The sequence below is a fragment of the Ochrobactrum sp. P6BSIII genome, from assembly GCF_014138065.1.
Lineage (GTDB): Bacteria > Pseudomonadota > Alphaproteobacteria > Rhizobiales > Rhizobiaceae > Brucella.
Genome location: NZ_JACGXB010000006.1, coordinates 90,676 through 114,106, shown reverse-complemented (window position 1 = coordinate 114,106; position 23,431 = coordinate 90,676). Strand labels below are relative to the sequence as shown.

Sequence of the window (23,431 nt, the reverse complement as noted above, 5' to 3'; positions counted from 1 at the left end):
GCCTCTGCTCAGGCTTGTTTCTCGCGCTCCACGGCGCGCCAGCCGATGTCTGTGCGATAGAAACCTTCCGGCCAGTCGATCTTCTTGATGGCGTCATAAGCTTTGGCCTGCGCTTCGGCGACGGTTTTGCCCACGGCAGTCACGTTCAGCACGCGACCGCCATTGGCAACCAGCTGCCCGTCTTTCTCTGCCGTGCCTGCATGGAAAACCTTGACGCCGTCGATGCCGTCGAGCGCGTCGAGGCCGCGAATGACGCTGCCCTTCTTCACATTGGTCGGATAGCCTTCCGCAGCCATGACGATGGTCAGCGCCGGATCATCTTTCCAGTCCAGCGAAACCTGATCCAGCTTGCCGTCGACAGCGGCATTGAGCAGCGTCAGCAGGTCACTGTTGAGGCGCATCATCAGCACCTGGCATTCCGGGTCGCCGAAACGGGTGTTGTATTCGATCAGTTTCGGGCCGTCCTTGCCGATCATCAGGCCGAGGAACAAAACACCGGAGAAGGGCGCGCCAATTTCCGCCATGCCGCGCATGGTCGGTTCGATCAGCTCGCGCATGGTGCGCTCGACGATTTCCGGCGTCATGACCGGCGCCGGGGCATAGGCGCCCATGCCGCCCGTATTGGGGCCGGTGTCGCCGTCGCCGACGCGCTTGTGGTCCTGCGCCGAGCCGAGCTGCACGGCGGTCTTGCCGTCGCAGATGCAGAAGAAGCTTGCTTCTTCGCCGTCCAGAAATTCTTCCACCACGACTTCGGCACCGGCAGAACCGAATGCGCCTTCGAAGCAGGCATCGACGGCATCCAGCGCTTCATCAAGCGTCATGGCGACGACCACGCCTTTGCCTGCCGCAAGGCCATCGGCCTTGACCACGATGGGAGCGCCCTGCTGGCGGATATAGGCCTTGGCCTTTGGCGCATTGTTGAAGCGGCCATAGGCTCCGGTCGGAATATCGAAGCGGGCGCAGAGATCCTTGGTGAAACCTTTGGAGCCTTCAAGCTGGGCTGCAGCCTTGGATGGGCCGAAAACGCGAATGTTCTCGGCGCGCAGATCGTCGGCAAGGCCTGCAACCAGCGGGCCTTCGGGGCCGACGACCACGAGATCGATGGCGTTTTCCTTGGCGAAAGCAATCACGGCCTTGTGGTCGCTGACATCCATATCGACCAGTTCGGCAGCTTCCGCGATGCCGGGATTTCCCGGCGCGCAATAGAGTTTTGTCAGTGACGGAGAAGCGACCAGTTTCCAGGCCAGAGCATGTTCACGACCGCCAGAACCGATTAAAAGAACTCTCATTGCTTGCTCCGTCTTCGTCGGGGTTATAGTGATGGCTGCATATATCAAGGATTTCGCCATGTCACAGCCCGAACTACACGGATCGATTCAGTCACGCAATGCGCAAGGACGTGTAAAGGACGCTCCGTCGGGTCATTGGGTCTATAAGTTGTTGCCGCAGGGATTGTGGCCCTATGCGCAGCTTGCGCGCTGGGACCGCCCGATTGGCTGGCAGCTTCTGTTGTGGCCGTGCTGGTGGTCGGCGGCACTGGTGGCGGGCGCTGGTGCACATCCGGGTGATGGCGCGTGGTCAGTCATGCCGTCGATCTGGCACCTGTTTCTGTTTCTGGTCGGCGCTATCGCCATGCGGGGTGCGGGCTGCACCTATAACGACCTTGTCGATCAGGATATTGACGATCAGGTGGATCGCACCCGGTCGCGTCCGCTGCCTGCCGGGCAAGTGACCCGCGGTCAGGCCAAGGCTTTTCTCGTCCTGCAAGCGCTGGTCGGGCTTGTGGTGGTGCTGCAATTCAACTGGTTTTCGATTGCGCTCGGCATTTTCTCGCTTTTGATCGTCGCGGCCTATCCGTTCATGAAGCGCATTACCGACTGGCCACAATTCGTGCTGGGTCTCGCCTTTTCATGGGGTGCGTTGATGGGCTGGGCTGCGGTGGAAGGATCACTCTCCTTGCCGCCGGTGCTGCTCTATATCGGCGCGATCCTGTGGACCATCGGCTATGACACGATCTACGCGCATCAGGACAAGGAAGACGATGCGCTGGTCGGCGTTCGCTCGACGGCGCGCCTGTTCGGCAAACACACCAAGACTGCGCTGATGATCCTTTATGGCGGCGCTATCGGCTTCTTTGCTGCCGCCTTTGCCGTGGCGCAGGTACCGATGCCCGCACTGGCCGGATTGCTGGCCGCTGGCGTGCATCTTTATCGCCAGATCATCGTGCTCGATATCGACAATCCCGACCAGTGCCTGAAACTGTTCAAGTCGAACAATATTGTCGGCTGGCTGATCTTCCTCGGCCTCGTTTTCGGCAGTCTCTGGGTGGCGATCAAGCCGATTGTGTAATTGAAGGGCGGGTGTAGACGCGCGACCCTCATCCTGAGCTTGTCGAAGGACCGATCCTTCGAGGCTTCGCTGCGCTCCGCACCTCAGGATGAGGGCGGAGGCGTGTAGCGGTTTTCTTTTCCCTTACGGATAAAGCCGGTCCTTGTTCCAGTCACCTTCCGGCTTGGGCCGGGTGAACAAGACGCGGTCGTGCAGGCGGAACGCACGGTCGTGCCAGAACTCGATCGAGACCGGACGAATGCGGAAACCCGACCAGTAGGGCGGGCGTGGAATGTCGCCGATTGCATATTTCGCGGTATATTCCGCGACGGATTTTTCCAGCGCAAAACGGCTTTCCAGCGGGCGCGACTGTTTTGAGGCCCAGGCACCGATGCGACTGCCGCGCGGGCGGGATGCGTAATAGGCGTCGGCTTCGGCGTCGCTGACCTTTTCGACGGGGCCGCGCACGCGCACCTGACGGCGCAGCGTTTTCCAGTGAAAGCACATTGCAGCCTTTTCAGCCGAGAGGATTTCCTGCCCCTTCTTGCTCTCATAATTGGTGTAGAAGACAAAGCCCTGCTCGTCGAAATCCTTCAGCAGCACCATGCGCACATTGGGCAGTCCGTCGGGATCGACGGTCGCAAGCGCCACGGCGTTGGGATCGTTCGGTTCGGTCTTGCCTGCATCGGCCAGCCACTCCGCAAAGAGCTTGAAAGGCTGGGAGGACAGGGTGAAGTCGTCGCTTGAGCTGGTCATTTCCACTATTCTCGAATGATTGTGGTGATAGGCATGGTCGGAACGGGAATCCCGACCTGAAAGCTGGCGCGAGCTTCGTCCATAAAACGCGTCTTGTCCACCTCCAGCGAGGATGGAGGTCGCGATGATTGCTTATGCCGCACCGCAAAAATGAAGGCGCACATTTCTGCCAGCCGGCTGCCGAAACCCACAGAGTTGCTGTTGTGCATTGGTATGGATTTGTTTACCTTGCCACCTCATCGCTTGTTAACCCACTGCCGCCATAATCGCTGCATCCATAGCGTGTAAAATTGAGGAAGTAGCGTTTGGCCGCTGGAACTGCCTGCCATCAGAAACATATTGGCTTTGCCGTTGATTATGCTGCGGCCTTGCGCAATGTCGTGCTCGGCATGACCATGTTTTCGCTCGCCGGTTGTGCGATGGGCGGCGTCAGCATCGACAAGGCCGTTCCTGATTCGACGACCATTACCGGTTCGGTCAAGCAGCCGACCGAGACGGATTCCGGCAAGCTCTCCGATCAGTCTGCGGTTCAGAACGTGGTTTCGGCGCTGAATTTCACGCAATGGGGCAAGAAGCCGGTTCCATGGGCCAATCCGAATACCGGCAGCCAGGGCACGATCACGACGATTGCCGAAAGCAACAAGAACGACCAGCTCTGCCGCGAATTCGAAACCTCGCGTGAGGCTTTTGACGGTGTTTCCATCTATCGAGGCGAAACCTGCATGCAGCGCGGCGGCCAGTGGACAGTGACGTCCTTCGCGCCAATCTGACAATAAGCGCGGCCTATAGTCTGTACAGACTGGAACTTTTCTTCCCTCATGCGCATATTAGGCTCAATGAGTCTTACCACTGACTTCACAGTCATTTTCCTGAATGAGGAACTATATGCGCGATCCCTATAGCGTGCTGGGCGTCGCCAAAACGGCGAAGCCCGAAGAAATAAAATCGGCCTTTCGCAAGCTGGCCAAAAAGCACCATCCGGATCAGAACCAGGATGATCCGAAGGCGCAGGAGCGCTTTGCGGAAATTAATCAGGCCTATGAAATTGTCGGCGACAAGGACAAACGGGGCCAGTTCGACCGCGGCGAGATCGACGCGGAAGGCAAGCCGCTGTTTCAGGGTTTCCAGGGCGGGCAGGGCTTCGGCGGCGCGCATGGCGACCCGTTTGCCGGTTTTCGTCAGGGCGGCGGCAACAGCCATTTCGAATTTCGTTCCGGCCCCGGCGGCCATCAGGGCGCAGGCTTTGGCGGCGCGGAAGATATTCTGAATGACCTGTTCGGCAGCGCCTTCGGCGGTGGCGGGCGTCCGCGTGGCCGCGCCGCTGGCAATGCCAAGGGTGAAGACCTGACCGCATCTATCGACGTGACCTTGTCGCAGGCGGCAGGTGCCGAGAAGGTCGAGGCAATTTTCCCGAATGGCAAGCACCTCAACATCAAGCTGCCGAAATATGTCGAGGATGGCCAGACCATCCGCCTGAAAGGGCAGGGCGAACCGCTGATGGGTGGAACGGCCGGCGATGCGCTGGTGACGATCCGCTTCAAGCCGCATCCGCGTTTCCGCCTCGAAGGGCGTGATGTGCATGTGGATCTGCCGGTCAATCTCAGCGATGCCGCACTGGGCGGCAAGGAAGAGGTCGAGACGCTGGACGGGCGTATCGCGGTGAAAATTCCGGCCTGGTCGAGTTCGGACCGGGTGTTGCGCCTGAAGGAAAAGGGCCTGCCGCTGAAAGCTGGCGGGCGCGGCGACCTTTATGTGCATATCCGCATCATGCTGCCGGATGGCGGCGACGCTGAACTGGAAGAGTTCCTGAAGAAGCACCGGGAAGGCTGATTCATGCCTTCCCGGAGCAGGTAGCTGCTGGGAGCGAATAGACCTGAACAACCAGGGTTGTTGCGATTCTGATCGATTGAATTGCTTTTTAATCGATCAGAACTGTTTTTCTGTGGTCACGCAGGCCAAAATGCGGGCCGGGTGTTGTAGCTTTGCGGCAGTAAGGTGACAATGCCCGGCTTTTTCGCTGCAATTGCTTGAAGGTGATGCAAGCCTGTGCGATAGGGCAACAAGTTTATTATTTTTCAATGAGGACCCTTAATGACCGCACAGTCAGGTTTGTTGCAGGGCAAGCGTGGATTGATTCTGGGCGTGGCCAACAACCGCTCCATCGCCTGGGGCATTGCCAAGGCCGCCCGCGATGCCGGCGCAGAGCTCGCATTCACCTATCAGGGCGATGCATTGAAGAAGCGCGTCGAGCCGCTGGCTGAAGAGCTTGGCGCTTTCGTTGCCGGTCATTGCGACGTGGCAGATGCCGCGAGCATCGACGCTGTTTTTGATGCGCTTGAGAAGAAGTGGGGCAAGATCGACTTTCTGGTGCACGCCATCGGTTTCTCCGACAAGGACGAACTGACTGGCCGTTACCTCGATACGTCGGAAGCCAACTTCACCAACACGATGCTGATTTCGGTTTATTCGCTGACGGCGGTTGCCCGCCGCGCGGAAAAGCTGATGGCCGATGGCGGCTCGATCCTGACGCTGACCTATTACGGCGCCGAGAAGGTCATGCCGAATTACAACGTCATGGGCGTTGCCAAGGCTGCACTCGAAGCAAGCGTGAAATATCTCGCCGTCGATCTCGGTCCGCAGAACATCCGCGTCAACGCGATTTCGGCTGGCCCGATCAAGACGCTGGCCGCTTCGGGCATTGGCGACTTCCGCTATATTCTCAAGTGGAACGAATATAATGCGCCGCTGCGCCGCACCGTGACGATCGAAGAAGTGGGCGATGTCGGCCTTTACTTCCTCTCCGACCTGTCGCGTTCGGTGACGGGTGAAGTGCACCATGCCGATAGCGGCTACCACGTCATCGGCATGAAAGCCGTCGACGCGCCGGACATTTCAGTCGTCAAGGACTGATACGACCCTTCTGAAATCCCGAAAAGTTGACACGCTTTTCGGGATTTTTCTTTGTCTTTCCCACGCCGGGAAAGTTATCCCTGTTTTAGAGAAGAACAGTCGGCACGGTTTCGACAATCGTTTTCGACTGGCAACGCTTTAGAGGTAAGGCTTTGGCCCGGGAGATCATCTACTTTTCGCGTCATGGCGAAACGGACTGGAATGTTTCGCAGCGCATTCAGGGGCAGCTCGATATCGACATCAATGCCCATGGACGCACGCAGGCTGACCGCAACGGCGATATGCTGAAAGCGCTGATCGGCGACGGTGCGGGCTTCGATTTCGTGGCAAGTCCGCTGCGCCGCACGCGCGAGACGATGGAACGCATCCGCTTGCGCATGGGCCTTGATCCTTATGATTTCCGCACCGACCCGCAGCTGATGGAAGTGAATTTCGGCGACTGGCAGGGCTTCATGATGGAAGACATCGCCAAGGACCGGAACGATCTCATCGAAGCGCGCGCCCGCGACAAATGGAATTTCGTGCCGCCGGGTACCACTGCCGAAAGCTATATGGGCCTTTCGCAGCGCATTGGCCGCTGGGTGGAAGCCGTGGAATGGCCGACCGTCTGCGTGACCCATGGCGGCTGCATCCGCACGCTATTCTATCTCTACGGCGATGTGGACGGCCATGAAGCGGCCAATCTCTCGATCCCGCAGGACAAGATTCTGAAGTTCGAAAACGGCAAGCTCGAATGGGTGTAACAAGCCGCTGATGGCGGCTATGATCGGCGGCAGAATTGCGCTCATATAGCGAAGGGTTGCTTTATGCCGTTCAAACACTTTGCCGTCATTGCAGATATTCATGGCAACAGCGATGCGCTGGCGGCGGTGCTTGCCGATATTGACGCACAGGGCATCGAAACCATCATCAATCTCGGCGATCATCTGAGCGGACCGCTCGCCGCACGCGAAACAGCCGACATGCTGATCGCCCGTGATATGATTTCCATTCGCGGTAATCATGATCGCTGGCTGGTCGAACAACCCATCGACGAGATGAGCCGTTCAGACCGTGCGGCGCGGGAGCAGATCGACGAGACGCATCTGGAATGGCTGCGCGCCTTGCCCGCAACGCGCACGCTGGCCGATGGTCGCATTTTCGCCTGCCACGCCACGCCGACGAGCGACACATGCTATTGGGTCGAGACTGTAACGGAAAACGGCGATGTCGTTTTGCAATCACGGGCGGCGATTGAAGCAGAAGCAGAGGACATTTCCGCGTCGCTGCTGCTGTGCGGGCACACGCATATGCCGCGCATTTTGCGCCTGAGCGATGGCAGCCTGCTGGTCAATCCCGGCAGTGTCGGTTGCCCAGGTTATGACGATGATCAGCCGCGCCCGCATGTCGTGCAAACCGGCAATCCGAATGCGTCCTATGCCGTGATAGAGGAAGGCCCGTCCGGCTGGCTGGTGACGATGCGCAGCATTCCTTACGACACATCGCGCATGATGGCACTTGCCGAGAAGGCGGGGCGTCCGGATTGGGCGCGTGTGGTGCGCAGCGGCTGGTTTAACCCATGAAAAGAGCGGCTTTTCAGCCGCTCTTCAAACCTGCCAATTGCCTATAGCAAGCGCTTACGGCGCTTCCTGAATGTCGGTGATGAAGCGGGTATTGTCCACCATATCGTAAATGATGAGGACCTTCATGCCCTTGTTTATGGCGCTGTAATCGAACTCGCCGGGCAATTTGTAGGTCTTGCCATCATCGAGCGAAAGCGTTTCGCTGTCCTTGTTGATGGACGTGATCTTGCCTTCGGCATCGTCCGCCATCGCGACTGTTGAAAACAGGGAGGCGAGAATGAGGATCAATCCGACCAGATACTGCATGGTTTTCCGCTCCTTTTGCCCGCTTTTTCGCCCATTTGCATTGCCGTGTACCGGTGAAGGCATCGCCTGAGCGAATCGACACGACGTCGTCATTTGTTCATTAGCGGCTTGCGCTTTGTTGCCCTCAATGTAGCGTACCGAATGTGTCAAAAAAAATACCGGATCGGGATGAACCGAAGGAAATTTCAGGTCGATGATGGCCATGATTTGACCGATCCGGAAAAGCTCAATAAAACGCCCGGTAAAGTAGCTGGTATCCTGCCCGTCAGGGTTTGCCTCCGGGGCAACCCAGGGTCATTTTAGTCAGGCGTCGCGCATGTCTCATAATAGTTTCGGTCATCTGTTCCGCGTAACCACCTGGGGCGAAAGCCACGGTCTCGCGCTGGGTTGCGTCGTGGATGGTTGCCCGCCCGGCATCACCTTTACCGAAGCCGAAATTCAATCCTATCTCGACAAGCGCAAGCCGGGTCAGTCCAAATATACCACCCAGCGCCGCGAGCCGGATCAGGTGCGCGTGCTGTCGGGCGTTCTTCTGGGCGAAGACGGCGTGACCATGACTTCCACCGGCACGCCGATTTCGATGATGATCGAAAACACGGATCAGCGTTCCAAGGATTATGGCGAGATTGCCCGCCAGTATCGTCCGGGCCATGCCGATTACACCTATGACGTCAAATACGGCATTCGCGATTATCGCGGCGGCGGCCGTTCGTCGGCGCGCGAAACAGCGGCCCGCGTGGCGGCTGGCGCCATTGCGCGGAAGATCGTGCCGGGGCTGGAAGTCAAAGGTGCGCTGGTGGCCATGGGTATTCATGGCATCGACCGTCGCCGCTGGAACTGGTCGGAAGTCGACAACAATCCTTTCTTCTCGCCGGATGCGGGTTCGGTCGAACTGTTTGCGGATTATCTCGATGGCATTCGCAAGAGCGGGTCGTCGGTCGGCGCGGTCATCGAGATCGTGGCCGAGGGCGTGCCCGCCGGTATCGGCGCGCCGATCTATGGCAAGCTCGATCAGGATATCGCCAGCCTGCTGATGTCGATCAACGCCGTGAAGGGCGTGGAAATCGGCAATGGCTTTGAAGCTGCGCGCCTGACCGGTGAGGAAAATGCCGACGAAATGCGGATGGGCAATGATGGCACGCCGCTGTTCCTGTCCAATCATGCTGGCGGTATTCTGGGCGGCATCGCCACCGGTGCGCCGGTAGTGGCGCGTTTTGCGGTCAAGCCGACCTCTTCGATTTTGACGCCGCGCCGCTCCATCGACAAGGATGGCAAGGAAGTGGACGTGATGACCAAGGGACGTCACGACCCATGCGTCGGCATCCGCGCCGTGCCGATTGGCGAAGCCATGGTCGCTTGCGCCATCGCGGATCATTATCTGCGTCACCGCGGCCAAACGGGCCGCGTCTGAAAAAGTGGCCAAACGGGACGGATTTAACAGGGGTGTATGTCGATGAGCTATAATCAGAAGCAGGTTGTGGATGCATTGCGCGCATTTGAGCGCGGCGAGATTGTCGTCGTCATGGACGATGACGGCCGCGAGAACGAAGGCGATCTGATCGTTGCTGCCGTGCATTGCACGCCGGAAAAGATGGCCTTCATCGTGCGCCACACATCGGGCATCGTCTGCACGCCCATGCCCCGCGACGAAGCCAGGCGTCTCAATCTCGCGCCGATGGTCGCCGAGAACGAATCTGCCCACACCACCGCTTTCACAGTCACGGTCGATTATCGCCATGGCACGACCACCGGCATTTCCGCAGAAGACCGCACGCTGACGGCGCGCAATCTGGCCAATCCGAATGCTGGTCCGGACGATTTCGTGCGCCCCGGCCATATTTTCCCGCTCATCGCGCGCGAAGGCGGCGTGCTGATGCGTTCGGGCCATACGGAAGCCGCCGTTGATCTCTGCAAGCTTGCCAACCTGCCGCCGATTGGCGTGATCTGCGAACTGGTCAATGATGACGGCTCGGTCATGCGCGGCCCCGATGTGAATGCCTTTGCCGAAAAGCACACGCTGCACCGCGTGACGGTGGCCGATCTCATCGCCTATCGCCAGCGCAAGGAAACGCTGGTCAAGCGCGTCGGCGATGCGCCGGTAAAGACCTGCGCAGGCAATGCCCATGCCTATACTTACGAACTGCCGTGGGAACCGATGCAGCATGTGGCCGTGGTGTTCGGTGACATTCGCGACGGCGAGGAAGTGCCCGTGCGCCTGCATCGTGAAGACGTGCTGAACGATGTTTTCGGCAAGGGCGGCAGCAATCTGGATGCGATCATGGAGCGCATGGGCAAGGAAGGCCGCGGCGTTCTGGTCTATCTGCGTGAAGGCTCAGTCGGTGTTCGTGCTGATCATCACGATGCACGCGCCCGCGATAATTTGCAGGCCGAGCATGAAAGCCATGCGGAAGCCCGCGCCCGCGAAGAGGAATGGCGTCAGATCGGCCTTGGCGCGCAGATCCTCAAGGATCTGGGCATCACCTCCATCGTGCTGCTGGCATCGCGCGAGCGTCACTATGTCGGCCTGGAAGGTTTCGGCATCGGTATTGCCCGGACTGAGATTATCTGAACCGAAATCATCTGAAGACCGCAGGCGGGATATGCACAGGACCGTCATGGTCATGTGCCCCGCTGCTGCTATAATGCGCGCATGACAACACGGCTTTACTGGCACCCGATTTATCTGGAACATTTGACGCCATCCGGGCACCCCGAGCGCCCGGATCGCATTCGCGCGCTGATGAGCGAGCTGGAAGGGCCGGACTTTTACCGGCTTGACCGTGTCGAGGCATCGAAGGCCAGCGAAGATACGATCCTCCTCGCCCATCCCGAAGAACATCTCGATGCCGTGCGCGCCAAGATCCCGGAGCCGGTCGAGGATGAGGAAGCGCCGCAGCCCGTCGTGAAACTCGACGGCGACACCTATGTCAGCCCGAAAAGCATGGAAGCAGCGCTCACCGCCATCGGCGCGACGATGGGTGCGGTGGACGACGTGTTTTCGGGCGCTGCCAGCAATGGTTTCGTCGCCGCGCGCCCGCCGGGCCATCATGCCGAGCGTGAGCGTGCCATGGGCTTCTGCCTGTTTAATTCCATTGCCATTGCGGCGCGTCATGCCCAGCGCCATCACGGTGCGGAACGCGTGGCCATCATCGACTGGGATGTGCATCACGGCAACGGAACACAGGATATTTTTCAGGATGATCCGAGCGTTCTGTTCTGCTCCACGCATCAGTTTCCGCTCTATCCGGGCACGGGCGCGAAGGATGAAATCGGCGTTGGCAATATCGTCAACGCGCCGCTTTCGCCCAATACGGGCAGCCGCGAATTTCGCGAAGCATTTAATAGTCGTGTATTGCCTGCTTTGGACAACTTCCGGCCAGATTTGATCCTTATTTCGGCTGGCTTCGATGCCCATTTTCGCGATCCGCTGGCCGAGATCAATCTCGACGAAACGGATTTCGACTGGGCAACCGGCAAACTCATGGAACGGGCGGAACGCTATTGCGATCACCGGCTCGTGAGTGTGCTGGAAGGTGGATATGATCTAGAGGGCTTGTCGCAGTCCGCATCTACGCATATTACGCGGCTGTTGAAAGGATGAATCATGGTAACCGAACCGTCCAACGCCGATATTGCGGTCATGAGCTTCGAGGATGCGCTCAAGCAGCTTGAAAAGATCGTCGACGATCTGGAGCGGGGCGACGTGCCGCTGGAAGAATCCATTCGCATCTATGAGCGCGGCGAAGCGCTGAAGAAGCATTGCGACACGCTGCTGAAGTCGGCTGAAGACAAGGTCGAGAAAATCCGCATCGGTCGCGACGGCCAGCCTGTCGGCACCGAGCCGCTCGACGCGGAATAATCAGAACCAAGCGCGCAGCTGGGCGACATAGGGCGCAAGCACGCCGCTCAGCAAATAGGGGCCAAGGCCCCAGCAGAGCGTCCATCCGGCAGCGCCAATCATATTTGCAGCCAGAAAATGCAGCGGGTTCATCTTCATGGAACCCGCAATAATGCCGTTGAGCTGCCGCAGCAGCACGACGAAACGCGCCGTTGCGACCACATAAAACCCCTTGCTGTCGAACATTTTCTCGAACTGGTCGAGCCTTTCCGGCGTCAGCTTCACCAGATGGCCATAGCGCAAGATCACCTTGCGTCCGCCGAAGCGCCCGATCAGATAGCCGGTACAATCGCCCAGCACTGCGCCGATAAACACCGCGAGCAGCACGGCTTCGATGTTCAGTGTGCCATGCAGTGCCAGAAGCGAGCTTGCAATCAGCGCACTCTCGCCGGGCAGAGGCGCGCCGAACGACTCGAAATAGACGATGACAAAGAGCGCCAATGCGCCATATGCCGTGATGTAGGGTTCGAGAAAGCTCATAAGCTCAACAACATATGTATCGGGTCGCCCGCTCTAATCTTTTACTCTAGAGCCCATCCCGAAAACCGTTTCACACTTTTCGGGATGCGCTCTAAAACAAAAATGGCTCCGGCGTAAACCGGAGCCGGCAATTTACTAAACAATATATATTAGCCGATGCTTCGTTTGCCGGTGATGGCGTGATAGGCCCAAAGCACGATGACTGCGCCGACAATGGCGATGATGAGGCTGATCGGATCGAACGCGCCGGTGACGCCTCGCCCAAAAAGTGAAGACGAAAGCACGCCGCCGACGATTGCGCCGACAATGCCCAATGCGATGTCAAAAAAGACGCCCTGACCGCTTTTATTGACGATTTTGCTGCCGATAAAGCCAGCAATCAGGCCGAGAATGATCCAGCTTATTATAGACATCTTATATCTCCTGAAGCGCGGATAAACATTTGTTTCGCGCTCACGGAAAATTTTCATATTTAGTGCGCAGAGGCAAGTTAATATGCTTGTCAAAACGAGAAATCGTTTTAACTTTAACTTACCGCGTGCACGTCAGCTGCATGGGATAACAGGGAGTATTGCGCCATGGGTAGTTACGACGATAACTCAAACGGTTCGCCGATCCCCGGCGGCAGTCTTGCCAAGCCAATCATGATTGCACTTGGCGCGTTGCTGGTCGGCAAGATGCTTGGCGGCAGCAAGGAAGAACCCGCACCGACGCAGGCGCAGCCGGTGCCTGACCAGTCGCAGGCTGGTGGCGGTTTGGGCGGACTTCTCGGCGGCCTGCTTGGCGGCGGTGCTGCTGGCAATGCTTCGCCTTCAGCGGCCAATGAGGCCGGCGGTGGATTGCTTGGCGGCATTCTCGGTGGTCTTGGTGGCCTGCTTGGTGGCGCCGCTGCGGGCAACGCTTCGGCTGCACCTTCCGCACCGGGCCCGCTCAGTGGCGGCCTCGGCGGCCTTCTGGAGCAGCTCAATCAGGCAGGTCTGGGTGACAAGGTGGAATCCTGGGTTGGCCAGGGCCAGAACCATTCCATCGAGCCGGGCCAGCTTGGCGACGCCATCGGTCAGAAGACGCTCAGCGAAATCGCACAGCATGCAGGCATCGACCAGCAGGAACTGCTGAACCAGCTTTCGCAAGTCTTGCCGGGTCTGGTGGACAAGCTGACCGCGAACGGTCAGGTGCCGGACACGAACGCGCTTTCCAAGCTGTTGCAGGGTCGCTAAAGCATTTCCAGCAAAAGTGCGTAGCGGTTTTGCGTGGGATAATGCGGCTCTGAGAAAGCGGTTCGCTTTTCGCTAGAAAAGCGTGGAGCTAGCGCCATATTGATGAGTGCGGACCGCACCGGCCTGCCGGTGCGGTTTTGTTTTGTGCTATCCGGCACCTCCCGAAGCACTGCGACGGTTTAATAAAGGAGTATGTCTCATGAGCTTTTTCCCCTGTCCCGATCCGGTACTTGGCGACAAGACGACAGTGGATGCGATTGAGACGCTGGTGATCCCGCGCACGAGCGATATTGGTGGTCTGGAAGTGCGGCGCGCGCTGCCGACTGTGCGCCGCAGACTGGTTGGACCGTTCATTTTCTTTGACCGGATGGGTCCGGCAGTCTTGCGCGACGGCGATGCGCTGGATGTGCGCCCGCATCCGCATATAGGTCTTTCGACGGTGACCTATCTGTTTGACGGTCACATCCGTCACCGCGACAGCCTCGGCACGGAGATGGTGGTGCGGCCCGGCGATGTGAACCTCATGACGGCGGGACGCGGCATCGTGCATTCGGAGCGTTCGCCGGAAGAGGAGCGCAACGGGCCGTTGTCGATTTCCGGTGTGCAGACCTGGCTGGCTCTGCCTGATGCGCTGGAAGAAATTGATCCGCATTTCTATCACACCAACGCGCCCGATCTGCCGTTGATGAGTGATCCCGAATTCGACGGCCGCCTGATTATCGGGGCGATGCATGGGTTGAAATCGCCGGTCATCCAGCACGCGGACACGCTATATGCCGATATCCGCATCAAGCCGCATGGCCGTTTTCCCATTCCGCCGACAGCGGAAGAACGCGCGATCTATACGCTGAGCGGCAATGTCGGCATTGGCGGCGAAGTGTTTCCGCCGGACAGGCTTTTGGCCTTCCGTCCCGGTGACGATATTGTCGTGCAGGCGGGGCCTGAAGGCGCGCATATCATGCTTTTCGGCGGCGCGGCGCTCGGGTCGAAACGTTATATCTGGTGGAACTTCGTCTCATCGTCAAAGGAACGCATCGAGCAGGCCAAGGAAGAATGGCGCACGGGCCGGTTCGATATCGTGCCGGGCGATGAACAGGATTTCATTCCCTTGCCTGAATAACGACGCGCTTTCGCTTTGCACAATTTGGCTTCATATCGTGTTAGATTGGCGCAGTTCAGCCGGCTCTGCTTGATCTGGCCACGATGCTGCTATACCGACGACCAATCCAGATAATCCCAAAGACAGGTTGTTTCGATGTCCCGACCCACGACCCCATTGCTCGATAAGGTGCCGACCCCGGATCGCCTGCGCGCTTTGCCGGAGCAGGACCTGCCGCAACTGGCGGAAGAACTGCGCGCCGAGCTGATCGACGCCGTGTCCACCACGGGCGGGCATCTGGGCGCGGGGCTGGGCGTGGTCGAGCTGACAGTTGCGCTGCATCATGTCTTCGACACGCCGCATGACCGTATCATCTGGGATGTCGGCCATCAGGCCTATCCGCACAAGATTCTGACCGGTCGACGCGACCGCATTCGCACGCTGCGGCAGGAAGGCGGCTTGTCCGGTTTCACCAAGCGTTCCGAAAGCGAATATGATCCGTTTGGCGCGGCGCATTCATCGACGTCGATTTCCGCCGGTCTCGGCATGGCCGTTGCAAGCGATCTTTCGGGCGAAAAGCGCAATGTCATTGCCGTCATCGGCGATGGTTCCATGTCGGCTGGCATGGCCTATGAAGCGATGAACAATGCCGGTGCGCTGGATGCGCGGCTGATCGTGATCCTCAACGATAACGACATGTCGATTGCGCCGCCGACCGGGGCGATGAGCGCCTATCTGGCGCGCCTCGTTTCGGGCCGCACCTATCGCAGCGTTCGCGAAGCCGCCAAGCAGGTGGCGCAGAAGCTGCCGAAATTCCTCCAGGACAAGGCGCGCAAGTCGGAAGAATATGCGCGTGCCTTCTTCACCGGCGGTACGCTGTTCGAGGAGCTGGGTTTCTATTATGTCGGCCCCATTGACGGGCATAATCTCGACCATCTTCTGCCTGTGCTGAAAAATGTGCGCGATACGCAAAAAGGCCCGGTGCTGATCCATGTGGTGACGCAGAAGGGCAAGGGCTATGCGCCTGCGGAAGCTGCCACCGATAAATATCATGGCGTCAACAAGTTCGATGTCATCACCGGCAAGCAGGCGAAGCCGCCTGCCAATGCGCCGAGCTATACCAAGATTTTCGGCACCAGCCTGATCGAGGAGGCGCGTCACGACGACAAGATCGTGGCGATCACCGCCGCCATGCCGACCGGCACCGGGCTTGACCTCTTCGGCGAAGTGTTCCCGCAGCGCACCTTCGATGTGGGCATTGCCGAACAGCACGCGGTCACCTTTGCGGCGGGTCTCGCCAGTGAGGGTTTCAAGCCGTTCTGCGCCATTTATTCGACCTTCCTGCAACGCGGCTACGATCAGGTCGTGCATGATGTGTCGATCCAGAACCTGCCAGTGCGTTTCCCCATCGACCGCGCCGGTCTGGTGGGTGCCGACGGCGCCACTCATGCAGGCTCCTTCGATACGGGCTTCCTTGCCGCGCTGCCGGGCTTTGTCGTCATGGCCGCGTCCGACGAGGCTGAATTGCGTCATATGGTGCGCACTGCCGCCGCATATGATGAAAGCCCGATTTCCTTCCGCTATCCGCGTGGCGATGGCGTCGGCGTCGAATTGCCGGAACGCGGCTCGGTGCTTGAAATCGGCAAGGGCCGCATCGTGCGCGAGGGTACCAAGGTGGCGCTACTGTCCTTCGGTACACGCTTGCAGGAATGCCTTGCCGCTGCCGATGAGCTGGGCGCTGCCGGTCTTTCGACGACGGTTGCCGATGCGCGCTTTGCCAAGCCGCTCGATCACGATCTGATCCGCCGTCTTGCCCGTGAACACGAAGTGCTGGTGACGGTCGAGGAGGGCGCGGTGGGCGGCTTTGCCTCGCATGTGCTGCAATTCCTCGCCACCGACGGTCTGTTGGATCGCGGCCTGAAGGTTCGTGCGCTGACGCTGCCTGATCTCTATCAGGATCACGGCAAGCCGGATGCGATGTATGCCAGCGCCGGTCTCGACCGCGCCGGTATCGTGCACACGGTTTTTTCCGCGCTCGGTCGGGAAGCCATCGCGACACCGTTCCGTGCCTGATTTCAGGGCGTGATCTCATGAGCGTACCATCTGCCGATAGTCGCCCGCGCCTTGACCAACTGCTGGTCGAACGCGGATTGTTCGCCACGCGCTCGCGTGCTCGCGATGCGATCCAGCGCGGCACCGTCAAGGTGGATGGTAAAGCCGTCACCAAGCCGGGTCAGACGGTGGCGCAGAATGCTGCAATCGCGGTGGACGATCCCGCCAGTGCCTATGTTTCGCGCGCGGCGCTGAAGCTGATCGCGGCGCTCGATCATTTCGACCTCGATGTCAAAGGGCGCACGGCGCTCGATATCGGCGCATCCACCGGCGGCTTTACGCAGGTGTTGCTGGAACGCGGCGCAAGCCATGTCATCGCCATCGATGTCGGGCACGACCAGTTGCATGAGAGCCTGCGCGCTGACGCCCGCGTCACCAACAAGGAGGGCGTCAACGCCCGCGCGCTGCAATTGGCCCATCTCGACGGGCGCGACATTGATTGCGTCGTCTCGGATGTCAGTTTCATCTCGCTGAAGCTCGCTTTGCCCCCGGCATTGGCCTTTGCGCAAAAAGATGCTATCTGCGCGCTTCTCGTGAAGCCGCAATTCGAGGCAGGACGTGAAGCCATCGGCAAGGGCGGCATTTTGCGTGATCCTACGGACGGCGAACGCATAGCAGAAGAACTCAAACTCTGGCTTGAGACGCAGCCTGGCTGGCGCGCGCTCGGCCTTTGCCCGTCGCCCATCGAAGGTGGTGATGGCAATCGTGAATATCTCTTGGCAGGAAAGAAGGACCAATGACGACGCAAATTAATATCCGCTCGATAGGTGCGGGCGGCGATGGCGTCGCCAATCTTCCCGACGGTCAGATCTATGTGCCTTTCACGCTGCCGGGCGAAGTGGCCAATGTGGCGCGCGACAAGAACCGCGCGACGCTGATCGCATTGCTGGAAACCTCGCCGGAACGGCAGGATCCGGCCTGCGAGCATTTCGAGGCCTGCGGCGGTTGTGCGCTGCAACACTGGCAGGATGAACCCTACCGTCTGTGGAAGCGCGAACTGGTTGTCTCAGCCCTGAAGGGTAGGGGCATCGATGTTGAGGTTGAACCGCTGGTGGCCTGCGCGCCGCATACGCGCCGCCGCGCCGTCTTTGCCGCGCGCAAGACGGAGAAGGGCGTTCTGCTCGGCTTCAATCGCCATCTCAGCCATGAAATCATCGACATTGTCGAATGCCCGGTCACCGTGCCGGAAATCATCTCGCGCCTCGACGATCTGCGCGATGTTGGTGCATTGCTGGCGCCGGGTTCCAAGCCGTTCAAACTGGCGGCGACACTGACGGAATCCGGCCTTGATCTCGCGGCAAGCGGTTGCGGTGTGCTGGATGACGACCAGCGCCGTGCCTTGACCGCGCTTGTCATCAAGAAGGGTTTTGCACGCCTTTCGCATGAGGGCGAAATCATCGTCGAGCCGAAAAAGCCGCTGATCCATTTCGGCAAGGTTCCGGTTCCGGTGCCGCCCGGCTGCTTCCTGCAAGCAACCGCCGAGGCTGAAGAGGCGATGACGGCGCTGGTGCTGAACCATGTCGGCAAGGCAAAGCGCGTCGCCGATCTTTTCTGCGGTGTCGGCACTTTCGCGCTCCGAATGGCGGAGAAAAGTGCGGTCCATGCGGTGGAAAATGATGCGGCTGCTCTGGCGGCCCTCGACCGCGGTGTACGCCATGTGCAGGGCCTGAAGCCGGTGAGCGTCGAACGGCGCGACCTGTTCCGCCGCCCGCTGATGCCGAAGGAATTGCTGCCATACAACGCCGTTGTTTTCGATCCGCCGCGTGCGGGCGCCGAAGAACAGGCGCAGGAACTGGCGAAGTCCAAAGTGGAAAAGGTAGTTGCCGTGTCGTGCAACCCCGTCACGCTTGCGCGCGATCTCGCCATTCTGGTGAAGGGCGGCTATCGCATCCAACGCGTCACGCCTATCGACCAGTTTTTGTGGTCTCCGCATGTGGAAGCGGTTGTGACGCTGGTGAAGAAATAGGTGGCAATCCTATCTGCTGGTATTTGACCAGTAACGGATTGACCGCCGATCGATTCCCTCAAGAATGTAATCAGTAATTTTTAGGGGGCTTCTTTATGCGACCTCTATTCTGCGACTTTCAAAATACACCGAATTTGCGTTAATTCTACGGTCTTCCCGTGGAATGCAAATCTATGCGTATTCCTTTCCCGCGAATTTTTGAGAACTGAATATTGCGATGATGAGTGTTTCCTTTTTTCTCTTCTTTGTGGGTCTGGTTGCGACCTGGTTTAGAAGGCGGACCATCGCACTCGTATTCTGGGGCAGTGGTATCGTCTGTATTTTGGCTTTGTTCAGCCTGCATGCCACGGATTCAATCAATATTGCATTGTGATACGGAAAAAATGACCAGTAAATACTTGATCTGGCTCAATACTATCGGGCTGTCAGCCGTCTGTTTCACACTCTTGTTCGCGTTTGATAATCAGATCGTCCGAGGGAATATTCCATGCCCGCTTTGCATCTTGCAGCGCGCGGGTATCATCGCGGCCGGGTTCGGTCTCGTGCTGAATCTTAAGACTGGCATGCGCCCCAGCCATTATGGCTTGATTGTCCTGGGCGCTGTAATCAGTGGATCTGTCGCAGCCCGGCATGTTCTCTTGCATATTGTTCCCGGAACGGGCGCTTATGGTAACGCCTTCCTCGATCTGCATTTTTATACTTGGGTCTTCATCATATCTGCGCTCATGATCACCGGCGCGGCGATCATGCTGCTGTTTGATCGTCAATTCGGTGAGGTGCAGCCAGCTCTCACAATGAAAACTGCAGTTTATCTGCCAATCGCATTGTTCATGGTTCTAACGGTCGCGAATGGCGTTTCCACCTTGCTGCAATGTGGCGGTGGTATCTGCCCAGCAGATCCGACAGGGTATCTGCTATTGTCGTGATGTTATCCGCACGAACAAAATGCCGGGCAGAGCGCCCGGCATTTTCATTTCTATCGGCAGGGTCAGTTGGCCAGTCCGTCGAAATTCGTCAGAATGACGCTCCAGCCTTTGATGTGGCCGTCGCGTGCTTCGGGGCTGCGGAATTTGACCTGCTTCAGCGTGATGTCCGTGGTGTTTGGGTCCACTTCCTTCAGGTCGATCGTTACCACGCTGTCATCCAGCGAATGGGGCGAATTCCAGGTGAATGCCAGACGCGAATGCGGATCGATTTCCAGATAGGTGCCCGAATGCGGCACGTCGCGATCGACCATATGCATCAAAATGGAAAAGCGGCCGCCTTTCACCGCATCCGTGCTGACATCGGACGGACCGGTGCTATCGCTTGATGCGCGCATGAATTTCGCCAGCGTCACTGGCGAGAGCCATGCGTTGAAAACCTTCTCCCGTGGAGCGGCAATCCTGCGATTAACTGTCAGTTCAAGCTCACTCATTTTCCTGTTCCTTTGAAACGAGTACATCCTCCAGCGCCGTCAGGCGCAGTTCCCAGACAGACTTCAGTTCCGCGAACCAGTTTTCCACTTCCCGTACCGGTTCCAGTTCGGCGGCAATGAAATGCTCGCGGCCCAAAGTCTTGCGGGTGACCAACCCCGCCTCCTCAAGCACCTTGATGTGCTTGGAGACAGAGTTGAGCGACATGTCGAAATGAGCGGCGAGTGCAGTCACTCTTGAAGCGCCCTCCTGTACGAGCAGCGTCAAGATATGCCGTCGCGTAGCGTCTCCGACGGCTTTGAGAATATGTGACAGAGCATCATCGTTCATTATTCACCCGTAAGGTTGAATATACGTCATTCATGGGAATAGTCAACCATATGGTTGAACGTTTTTCAATGTGGCATGGCCAGCCGCTTATCGCAAGGGCAGCGGTGGAGAGACAGCGGCGTGCAAACAACAAAAAACCACCTGTACGGCGGTACAGATGGTTCAGTGCGTAACGAATAAGAAAGCTGCTCTCGCGAGGGCAGGGCTTACATCTTCTCGATGATTTCCGGGTTGCCTTCGCGCGGCTTGCCATTGGCGGCGAGGATGGCGGGCACGATATCTTCCGCTTTGTCGATCACCAGCGGCTGCACCTGATGAGCGGTATGAAGAAAGCCTTCCGCGCGCATATGGTCGAGCAGCGACAGCATGGGCTGCCAGAACTGATTGATATTGGCGAAGACCATCGGCTTGCGATGCTTGCCGAGCTGCGCCCAGGTCATCATCTCCACGATTTCCTCGACCGTGCCGATGCCGCCGGGCAGGGTGACGAACGCATCCGATTTCTGGAACATCAGATGCTTGCGCTCGTGCATATCGCCAACGACGACCAGCTCCGTCAACTGTTCCGCCTTTTCGAGGCTGGCTTCCTTGTCGAGCAGGAAGGTCGGGATGATGCCGGTGACTTCGCCGCCAGCTTCCATCACGCCTTGCGACACCGCGCCCATGATGCCTCTCGTGCCGCCGCCATAGACAAGGCGCAGGCCATGCTCGGCGATGGAGCGGCCAAGGGCAAGGCCAGCTTCGCGATAGATGGGGTTCTGGCCCATGGAAGAGCCGCAATAAACGCAAATGGATCGAATCTCAGACATAGTGCTTTTTTGGGCTTTTGATGCGTGAGCGTCAAGTCGGGCGTCACGCCGCAGGGCCGTAAAATCCGTTCATGTCCTGTACATTCAGGGCCAGTATTCTAGGTCTTATTTTGCAAATCAAATTGGAGTGAATTTGAAAATGTTGTCTTCAGTAAAACTGTCCGTTGCGCTTTTTGCGCTGTCCCTGACCGCTTCGGCGGCGTCGGCTGCTGAAATCACCATCAAGCTACCGGAGGATACGGCGGTAACGACCAATTCCGTCCTCTATAAATGCGGCGAAAAGGACGTGTCCGTAACCTATTACAATGCCGGTGACATTTCGCTTGCAGAGCTTGAACTGGACGATGAAACTGTCATCGCTTCCAATGTGTTGTCCGGTTCCGGCGCAAAATATGCGGGCGGCGTTTATGTCTGGTGGACAAAGGGCCAGGAGGCCAGTCTTTACAACCTCATGGACGACCCGGAACAGGAAAAGCCCACAAGCTGTGCAGAACAATAAGCAAGCTAAGAAAAAACCTCGTACCTTTTGCTAATTCAGTGCAGATTTGTTGTGGGGGGAAGCCAAAAGCTATAAACCCATTCTAATGAGCATTTCCAGCAAAAGTGCGAAGCGGTTTTGCGTTGGGTAATGCGACAGAGGAAGAGTTTGCATTTCCAGCAAAAGTGCGAAGCCGTTTTGCGTTCGGAAATGCGCAGAAAAAATAGATAGCGCGGTTTCAACGTCTTCGTTTTAACTGGAAACGCGCTAATCTCTGGCGTGGGTCTCGGAACGAAATGCAGAAGAATAGCTTTGGATTGCTCGGCGCTGGCCTGCTGGCCGTGATTGTCGGGCTTGGCCTTTACTGGAATGCAAAGAAGGCAGAGCCGGAAACACCAAAGGCTGGTGTTTCCGCGCCCGCTGCTTCCGGCGGCGAACAGCAGGCTGCACAGCCGCAAGCACCTCAGACAGAGGCACCAAAGCCCGCGCAATCTGCCGAGGCTGCGCCGAAGGCCGACAAGCCGACGGCCCCTGCCGATCAGGCCGCCGCTGAGCCGGAACAGCAGCACCAGACGCCGATCTTCGACGTGCTGCGCGTAGAGCCGGATGGTTCCGTGGTGATTGCCGGCAAGGCCATGCCGAATGCGGATGTGGAAGTCGTGGCTGGTGCGAGTGTCGTGGGCAAAGCCAAGGCAGGCGCCAATGGCGATTTCGTCGTGGTGCTGGACCAGCCGTTGAAGCCGGGCGATCATCAGCTTGTGCTGCGCGCCTCGGGGCAGGACAAGGTTGCCACATCGGCCCAGACGGCCATCGTCTCCGTGCCGGATTCAAAAGGCGGGCAGGTTCTGGCGCTGGTTGAAGAACCGGGCGAAGCAAGCCGTCTGATCACCAGGCCGGAAACTGCACCGGCGCAGCCGACGGACAGTGCGACGGGTGCTGCAACAGCGCCGACTGAAGGTGAGGCCTCGCAGGCCAAGCCTGCCGAAGAACTGCCGATTGCCATCGAAGCGGTCGAAATCGAAGGTGACGCCATCTTCGTGGCCGGCAATGCCAAGGGTGGAAACCGCGTGATCGTCCATGCCAATGATATTCTGATCGGCTCCAGCACTGTTACGCCGGAAGGCCGTTTCCTCGTGCAGAGCAAACAGCCGCTTGCTGTGGCCGATTACATCATTCGCGCCGATCTTCTCGACAATGCAAACCGTGTCATCGCCACGGCGCGCGTGCCGTTCCGTCGCGAGGCTGGCGCCAATATTTCGGCAGTCGCTCCCACAAGCAGCGGTACGGCAGAGGCAGGCGCCGAGGACAAGGCCGCGCTGCAAAAGGTTGACGGTTCGGTGATCATCCGCCGGGGCGACAATCTGTGGACGATCTCCAAGCGCGCCTATGGCAAGGGCACCCGCTACACGACCATCTATCTTGCCAATCGTGAGCAGATTAAAAACCCTGACCTTATCTGGCCGGGACAGGTGTTCCACATGCCGAAGGAGCCGCTGGGCGACGAGGAAGTGCAGCGCCAGACGCAGTAACCGCAGAACTGATCAGGTTCCGCTCTACCACTACAGTTGCATTCTTCGTGATGCCGGTCTGCAACGCGCAATTTCCTGTGCTCCGGTGCTCGAAAATCACTCGTTTCGCCACGGCCTGACGAATTTGCAATTGTGGTGCTACTCAATAATCACGATAGCTTGTTTTTACTTTCGCGGCGTTTTTTGGAAAAGACGCCGCGAAATCTTGTGCTTTAAGGTATAATCGTATATCGTCG

Annotated in this window: 27 protein-coding genes; 19 read left to right on the top strand and 8 right to left on the bottom strand. The window is 58.4% G+C overall.

Annotated features, from left to right (window positions below; all coding sequences use genetic code 11):
- Positions 1-8: 8 nt before the first annotated feature.
- Positions 9-1,289 carry a phosphoribosylamine--glycine ligase gene (gene purD, locus FHW00_RS10300; RefSeq protein ID WP_078338024.1) on the bottom strand — a complete coding sequence of 427 codons (1,281 nt, stop codon included), beginning with the start codon at positions 1,287-1,289 and terminating at the stop codon, positions 9-11.
- Positions 1,290-1,347: 58 nt separating this feature from the next.
- Between purD and ubiA the strand changes: the two genes are divergently transcribed.
- Positions 1,348-2,349, top strand: coding sequence for a 4-hydroxybenzoate octaprenyltransferase (gene ubiA / locus FHW00_RS10295; RefSeq protein ID WP_078338123.1), 1,002 nt, complete (start codon positions 1,348-1,350; stop codon positions 2,347-2,349).
- A gap of 123 nt (positions 2,350-2,472) precedes the next feature.
- On the opposite strand, the gene pdxH is transcribed toward ubiA, so the two are convergent.
- Positions 2,473-3,084, bottom strand: a complete 612-nt coding sequence (gene pdxH / locus FHW00_RS10290) for a pyridoxamine 5'-phosphate oxidase (RefSeq protein ID WP_078338124.1) — start codon at positions 3,082-3,084, stop codon at positions 2,473-2,475.
- A gap of 338 nt (positions 3,085-3,422) precedes the next feature.
- Between pdxH and FHW00_RS10285 the strand changes: the two genes are divergently transcribed.
- From FHW00_RS10285 to FHW00_RS10265, 5 genes are all read left to right on the top strand, one after another.
- Entirely contained in the window at positions 3,423-3,854 is a 432-nt protein-coding gene (locus tag FHW00_RS10285; protein ID WP_440630320.1) for an RT0821/Lpp0805 family surface protein, read from the top strand.
- A gap of 115 nt (positions 3,855-3,969) precedes the next feature.
- On the top strand, positions 3,970-4,914 hold the full coding sequence (locus tag FHW00_RS10280) for a DnaJ C-terminal domain-containing protein (RefSeq protein WP_078338026.1): 945 nt from the start codon (positions 3,970-3,972) through the stop codon (positions 4,912-4,914).
- A 261-nt stretch (positions 4,915-5,175) separates the two neighbouring features.
- Positions 5,176-5,994: an enoyl-ACP reductase FabI gene (fabI, locus tag FHW00_RS10275; RefSeq protein ID WP_109368447.1), complete on the top strand. Its 819-nt coding sequence runs from the start codon at positions 5,176-5,178 to the stop codon at positions 5,992-5,994.
- A 152-nt stretch (positions 5,995-6,146) separates the two neighbouring features.
- Positions 6,147-6,737: a histidine phosphatase family protein gene (locus FHW00_RS10270; RefSeq protein ID WP_078338027.1), complete on the top strand. Its 591-nt coding sequence runs from the start codon at positions 6,147-6,149 to the stop codon at positions 6,735-6,737.
- A gap of 63 nt (positions 6,738-6,800) precedes the next feature.
- A complete protein-coding gene (locus FHW00_RS10265; protein WP_078338028.1) occupies positions 6,801-7,556 on the top strand; it encodes a metallophosphoesterase family protein in 756 nt (251 codons plus the stop codon).
- Between the two features lie 54 nt (positions 7,557-7,610).
- On the opposite strand, the gene FHW00_RS10260 is transcribed toward FHW00_RS10265, so the two are convergent.
- On the bottom strand, positions 7,611-7,862 hold the full coding sequence (locus FHW00_RS10260; RefSeq protein ID WP_078338126.1) for a DUF1344 domain-containing protein: 252 nt from the start codon (positions 7,860-7,862) through the stop codon (positions 7,611-7,613).
- A 316-nt stretch (positions 7,863-8,178) separates the two neighbouring features.
- Between FHW00_RS10260 and aroC the strand changes: the two genes are divergently transcribed.
- The 4 genes from aroC to FHW00_RS10240 all read left to right on the top strand — a co-directional run bounded on the left by aroC (position 8,179) and on the right by FHW00_RS10240 (position 11,721).
- Complete coding sequence (gene aroC, locus FHW00_RS10255) at positions 8,179-9,273, top strand: chorismate synthase (RefSeq protein WP_113534698.1); 1,095 nt, start codon at positions 8,179-8,181, stop codon at positions 9,271-9,273.
- 42 nt (positions 9,274-9,315) lie between these two features.
- A complete protein-coding gene (gene ribB / locus FHW00_RS10250) occupies positions 9,316-10,431 on the top strand; it encodes a 3,4-dihydroxy-2-butanone-4-phosphate synthase (RefSeq protein ID WP_078338127.1) in 1,116 nt (371 codons plus the stop codon).
- An 81-nt stretch (positions 10,432-10,512) separates the two neighbouring features.
- On the top strand, positions 10,513-11,463 hold the full coding sequence (locus tag FHW00_RS10245) for a histone deacetylase family protein (RefSeq protein WP_078338029.1): 951 nt from the start codon (positions 10,513-10,515) through the stop codon (positions 11,461-11,463).
- 3 nt (positions 11,464-11,466) lie between these two features.
- A complete protein-coding gene (locus FHW00_RS10240; protein WP_078338030.1) occupies positions 11,467-11,721 on the top strand; it encodes an exodeoxyribonuclease VII small subunit in 255 nt (84 codons plus the stop codon).
- On the opposite strand, the gene FHW00_RS10235 is transcribed toward FHW00_RS10240, so the two are convergent.
- The gene (locus tag FHW00_RS10235; protein WP_078338031.1) at positions 11,722-12,240 is read right to left on the bottom strand and encodes a DedA family protein; all 519 of its coding nucleotides are present in this window, start codon (positions 12,238-12,240) and stop codon (positions 11,722-11,724) included.
- Between the two features lie 149 nt (positions 12,241-12,389).
- Complete coding sequence (locus tag FHW00_RS10230) at positions 12,390-12,653, bottom strand: GlsB/YeaQ/YmgE family stress response membrane protein (protein WP_078338128.1); 264 nt, start codon at positions 12,651-12,653, stop codon at positions 12,390-12,392.
- 165 nt (positions 12,654-12,818) lie between these two features.
- On the opposite strand from FHW00_RS10230, the gene FHW00_RS10225 reads away from it, so the two are divergent.
- From FHW00_RS10225 to FHW00_RS10200, 7 genes are all read left to right on the top strand, one after another.
- Positions 12,819-13,457, top strand: coding sequence for a YidB family protein (locus FHW00_RS10225; protein WP_078338032.1), 639 nt, complete (start codon positions 12,819-12,821; stop codon positions 13,455-13,457).
- Between the two features lie 199 nt (positions 13,458-13,656).
- The gene (locus FHW00_RS10220; RefSeq protein ID WP_078338033.1) at positions 13,657-14,577 is read left to right on the top strand and encodes a pirin family protein; all 921 of its coding nucleotides are present in this window, start codon (positions 13,657-13,659) and stop codon (positions 14,575-14,577) included.
- Positions 14,578-14,712: 135 nt separating this feature from the next.
- Entirely contained in the window at positions 14,713-16,629 is a 1,917-nt protein-coding gene (gene dxs, locus FHW00_RS10215) for a 1-deoxy-D-xylulose-5-phosphate synthase (RefSeq protein ID WP_078338034.1), read from the top strand.
- Positions 16,630-16,646: 17 nt separating this feature from the next.
- Positions 16,647-17,408 carry a TlyA family RNA methyltransferase gene (locus FHW00_RS10210; RefSeq protein WP_078338035.1) on the top strand — a complete coding sequence of 254 codons (762 nt, stop codon included), beginning with the start codon at positions 16,647-16,649 and terminating at the stop codon, positions 17,406-17,408.
- Positions 17,405-18,634, top strand: coding sequence for a class I SAM-dependent RNA methyltransferase (locus FHW00_RS10205; protein WP_078338036.1), 1,230 nt, complete (start codon positions 17,405-17,407; stop codon positions 18,632-18,634). Before FHW00_RS10210 ends, FHW00_RS10205 begins: the two co-directional genes overlap by 4 nt.
- Before the next feature lie 217 nt (positions 18,635-18,851).
- Positions 18,852-19,007 carry a DUF5993 family protein gene (locus FHW00_RS24535; protein ID WP_445558202.1) on the top strand — a complete coding sequence of 52 codons (156 nt, stop codon included), beginning with the start codon at positions 18,852-18,854 and terminating at the stop codon, positions 19,005-19,007.
- A 10-nt stretch (positions 19,008-19,017) separates the two neighbouring features.
- The gene (locus FHW00_RS10200) at positions 19,018-19,560 is read left to right on the top strand and encodes a disulfide bond formation protein B (RefSeq protein ID WP_078338037.1); all 543 of its coding nucleotides are present in this window, start codon (positions 19,018-19,020) and stop codon (positions 19,558-19,560) included.
- Between the two features lie 62 nt (positions 19,561-19,622).
- Here FHW00_RS10200 and FHW00_RS10195 read toward each other — a convergent pair whose 3' ends face one another.
- The 3 genes from FHW00_RS10195 to FHW00_RS10185 all read right to left on the bottom strand — a co-directional run bounded on the left by FHW00_RS10195 (position 19,623) and on the right by FHW00_RS10185 (position 21,188).
- Positions 19,623-20,051: an SRPBCC family protein gene (locus FHW00_RS10195; RefSeq protein ID WP_078338038.1), complete on the bottom strand. Its 429-nt coding sequence runs from the start codon at positions 20,049-20,051 to the stop codon at positions 19,623-19,625.
- A complete protein-coding gene (locus FHW00_RS10190; RefSeq protein WP_078338039.1) occupies positions 20,044-20,379 on the bottom strand; it encodes an ArsR/SmtB family transcription factor in 336 nt (111 codons plus the stop codon). The genes FHW00_RS10195 and FHW00_RS10190 overlap by 8 nt, the downstream gene beginning before the upstream one ends.
- A 206-nt stretch (positions 20,380-20,585) precedes the next feature.
- Entirely contained in the window at positions 20,586-21,188 is a 603-nt protein-coding gene (locus FHW00_RS10185) for an LOG family protein (protein ID WP_078338040.1), read from the bottom strand.
- A gap of 139 nt (positions 21,189-21,327) precedes the next feature.
- Between FHW00_RS10185 and FHW00_RS10180 the strand changes: the two genes are divergently transcribed.
- Positions 21,328-21,687 (top strand): MliC family protein, encoded by a 360-nt coding sequence (locus FHW00_RS10180; RefSeq protein WP_445557895.1) that lies wholly within the window; start codon positions 21,328-21,330, stop codon positions 21,685-21,687.
- 275 nt (positions 21,688-21,962) lie between these two features.
- A complete protein-coding gene (locus tag FHW00_RS10175) occupies positions 21,963-23,195 on the top strand; it encodes an Ig-like domain-containing protein (RefSeq protein ID WP_078338042.1) in 1,233 nt (410 codons plus the stop codon).
- The last annotated feature ends 236 nt before the right edge of the window (positions 23,196-23,431 follow it).

Coding starts and splice junctions, on each gene's coding strand:
- purD (WP_078338024.1), bottom strand. CDS start 1,289: ATGAGAGTTCTTTTAATCGGTTCTGGCGGTCGTGAACATGCTCTGGCC.
- ubiA (WP_078338123.1), top strand. CDS start 1,348: ATGTCACAGCCCGAACTACACGGATCGATTCAGTCACGCAATGCGCAA.
- pdxH (WP_078338124.1), bottom strand. CDS start 3,084: ATGACCAGCTCAAGCGACGACTTCACCCTGTCCTCCCAGCCTTTCAAG.
- FHW00_RS10280 (WP_078338026.1), top strand. CDS start 3,970: ATGCGCGATCCCTATAGCGTGCTGGGCGTCGCCAAAACGGCGAAGCCC.
- fabI (WP_109368447.1), top strand. CDS start 5,176: ATGACCGCACAGTCAGGTTTGTTGCAGGGCAAGCGTGGATTGATTCTG.
- FHW00_RS10265 (WP_078338028.1), top strand. CDS start 6,801: ATGCCGTTCAAACACTTTGCCGTCATTGCAGATATTCATGGCAACAGC.
- FHW00_RS10260 (WP_078338126.1), bottom strand. CDS start 7,862: ATGCAGTATCTGGTCGGATTGATCCTCATTCTCGCCTCCCTGTTTTCA.
- aroC (WP_113534698.1), top strand. CDS start 8,179: ATGTCTCATAATAGTTTCGGTCATCTGTTCCGCGTAACCACCTGGGGC.
- ribB (WP_078338127.1), top strand. CDS start 9,316: ATGAGCTATAATCAGAAGCAGGTTGTGGATGCATTGCGCGCATTTGAG.
- FHW00_RS10245 (WP_078338029.1), top strand. CDS start 10,513: ATGACAACACGGCTTTACTGGCACCCGATTTATCTGGAACATTTGACG.
- FHW00_RS10240 (WP_078338030.1), top strand. CDS start 11,467: ATGGTAACCGAACCGTCCAACGCCGATATTGCGGTCATGAGCTTCGAG.
- FHW00_RS10235 (WP_078338031.1), bottom strand. CDS start 12,240: ATGAGCTTTCTCGAACCCTACATCACGGCATATGGCGCATTGGCGCTC.
- FHW00_RS10230 (WP_078338128.1), bottom strand. CDS start 12,653: ATGTCTATAATAAGCTGGATCATTCTCGGCCTGATTGCTGGCTTTATC.
- FHW00_RS10225 (WP_078338032.1), top strand. CDS start 12,819: ATGGGTAGTTACGACGATAACTCAAACGGTTCGCCGATCCCCGGCGGC.
- FHW00_RS10220 (WP_078338033.1), top strand. CDS start 13,657: ATGAGCTTTTTCCCCTGTCCCGATCCGGTACTTGGCGACAAGACGACA.
- dxs (WP_078338034.1), top strand. CDS start 14,713: ATGTCCCGACCCACGACCCCATTGCTCGATAAGGTGCCGACCCCGGAT.
- FHW00_RS10210 (WP_078338035.1), top strand. CDS start 16,647: ATGAGCGTACCATCTGCCGATAGTCGCCCGCGCCTTGACCAACTGCTG.
- FHW00_RS10205 (WP_078338036.1), top strand. CDS start 17,405: ATGACGACGCAAATTAATATCCGCTCGATAGGTGCGGGCGGCGATGGC.
- FHW00_RS24535 (WP_445558202.1), top strand. CDS start 18,852: ATGATGAGTGTTTCCTTTTTTCTCTTCTTTGTGGGTCTGGTTGCGACC.
- FHW00_RS10200 (WP_078338037.1), top strand. CDS start 19,018: ATGACCAGTAAATACTTGATCTGGCTCAATACTATCGGGCTGTCAGCC.
- FHW00_RS10195 (WP_078338038.1), bottom strand. CDS start 20,051: ATGAGTGAGCTTGAACTGACAGTTAATCGCAGGATTGCCGCTCCACGG.
- FHW00_RS10190 (WP_078338039.1), bottom strand. CDS start 20,379: ATGAACGATGATGCTCTGTCACATATTCTCAAAGCCGTCGGAGACGCT.
- FHW00_RS10185 (WP_078338040.1), bottom strand. CDS start 21,188: ATGTCTGAGATTCGATCCATTTGCGTTTATTGCGGCTCTTCCATGGGC.
- FHW00_RS10180 (WP_445557895.1), top strand. CDS start 21,328: ATGTTGTCTTCAGTAAAACTGTCCGTTGCGCTTTTTGCGCTGTCCCTG.
- FHW00_RS10175 (WP_078338042.1), top strand. CDS start 21,963: ATGCAGAAGAATAGCTTTGGATTGCTCGGCGCTGGCCTGCTGGCCGTG.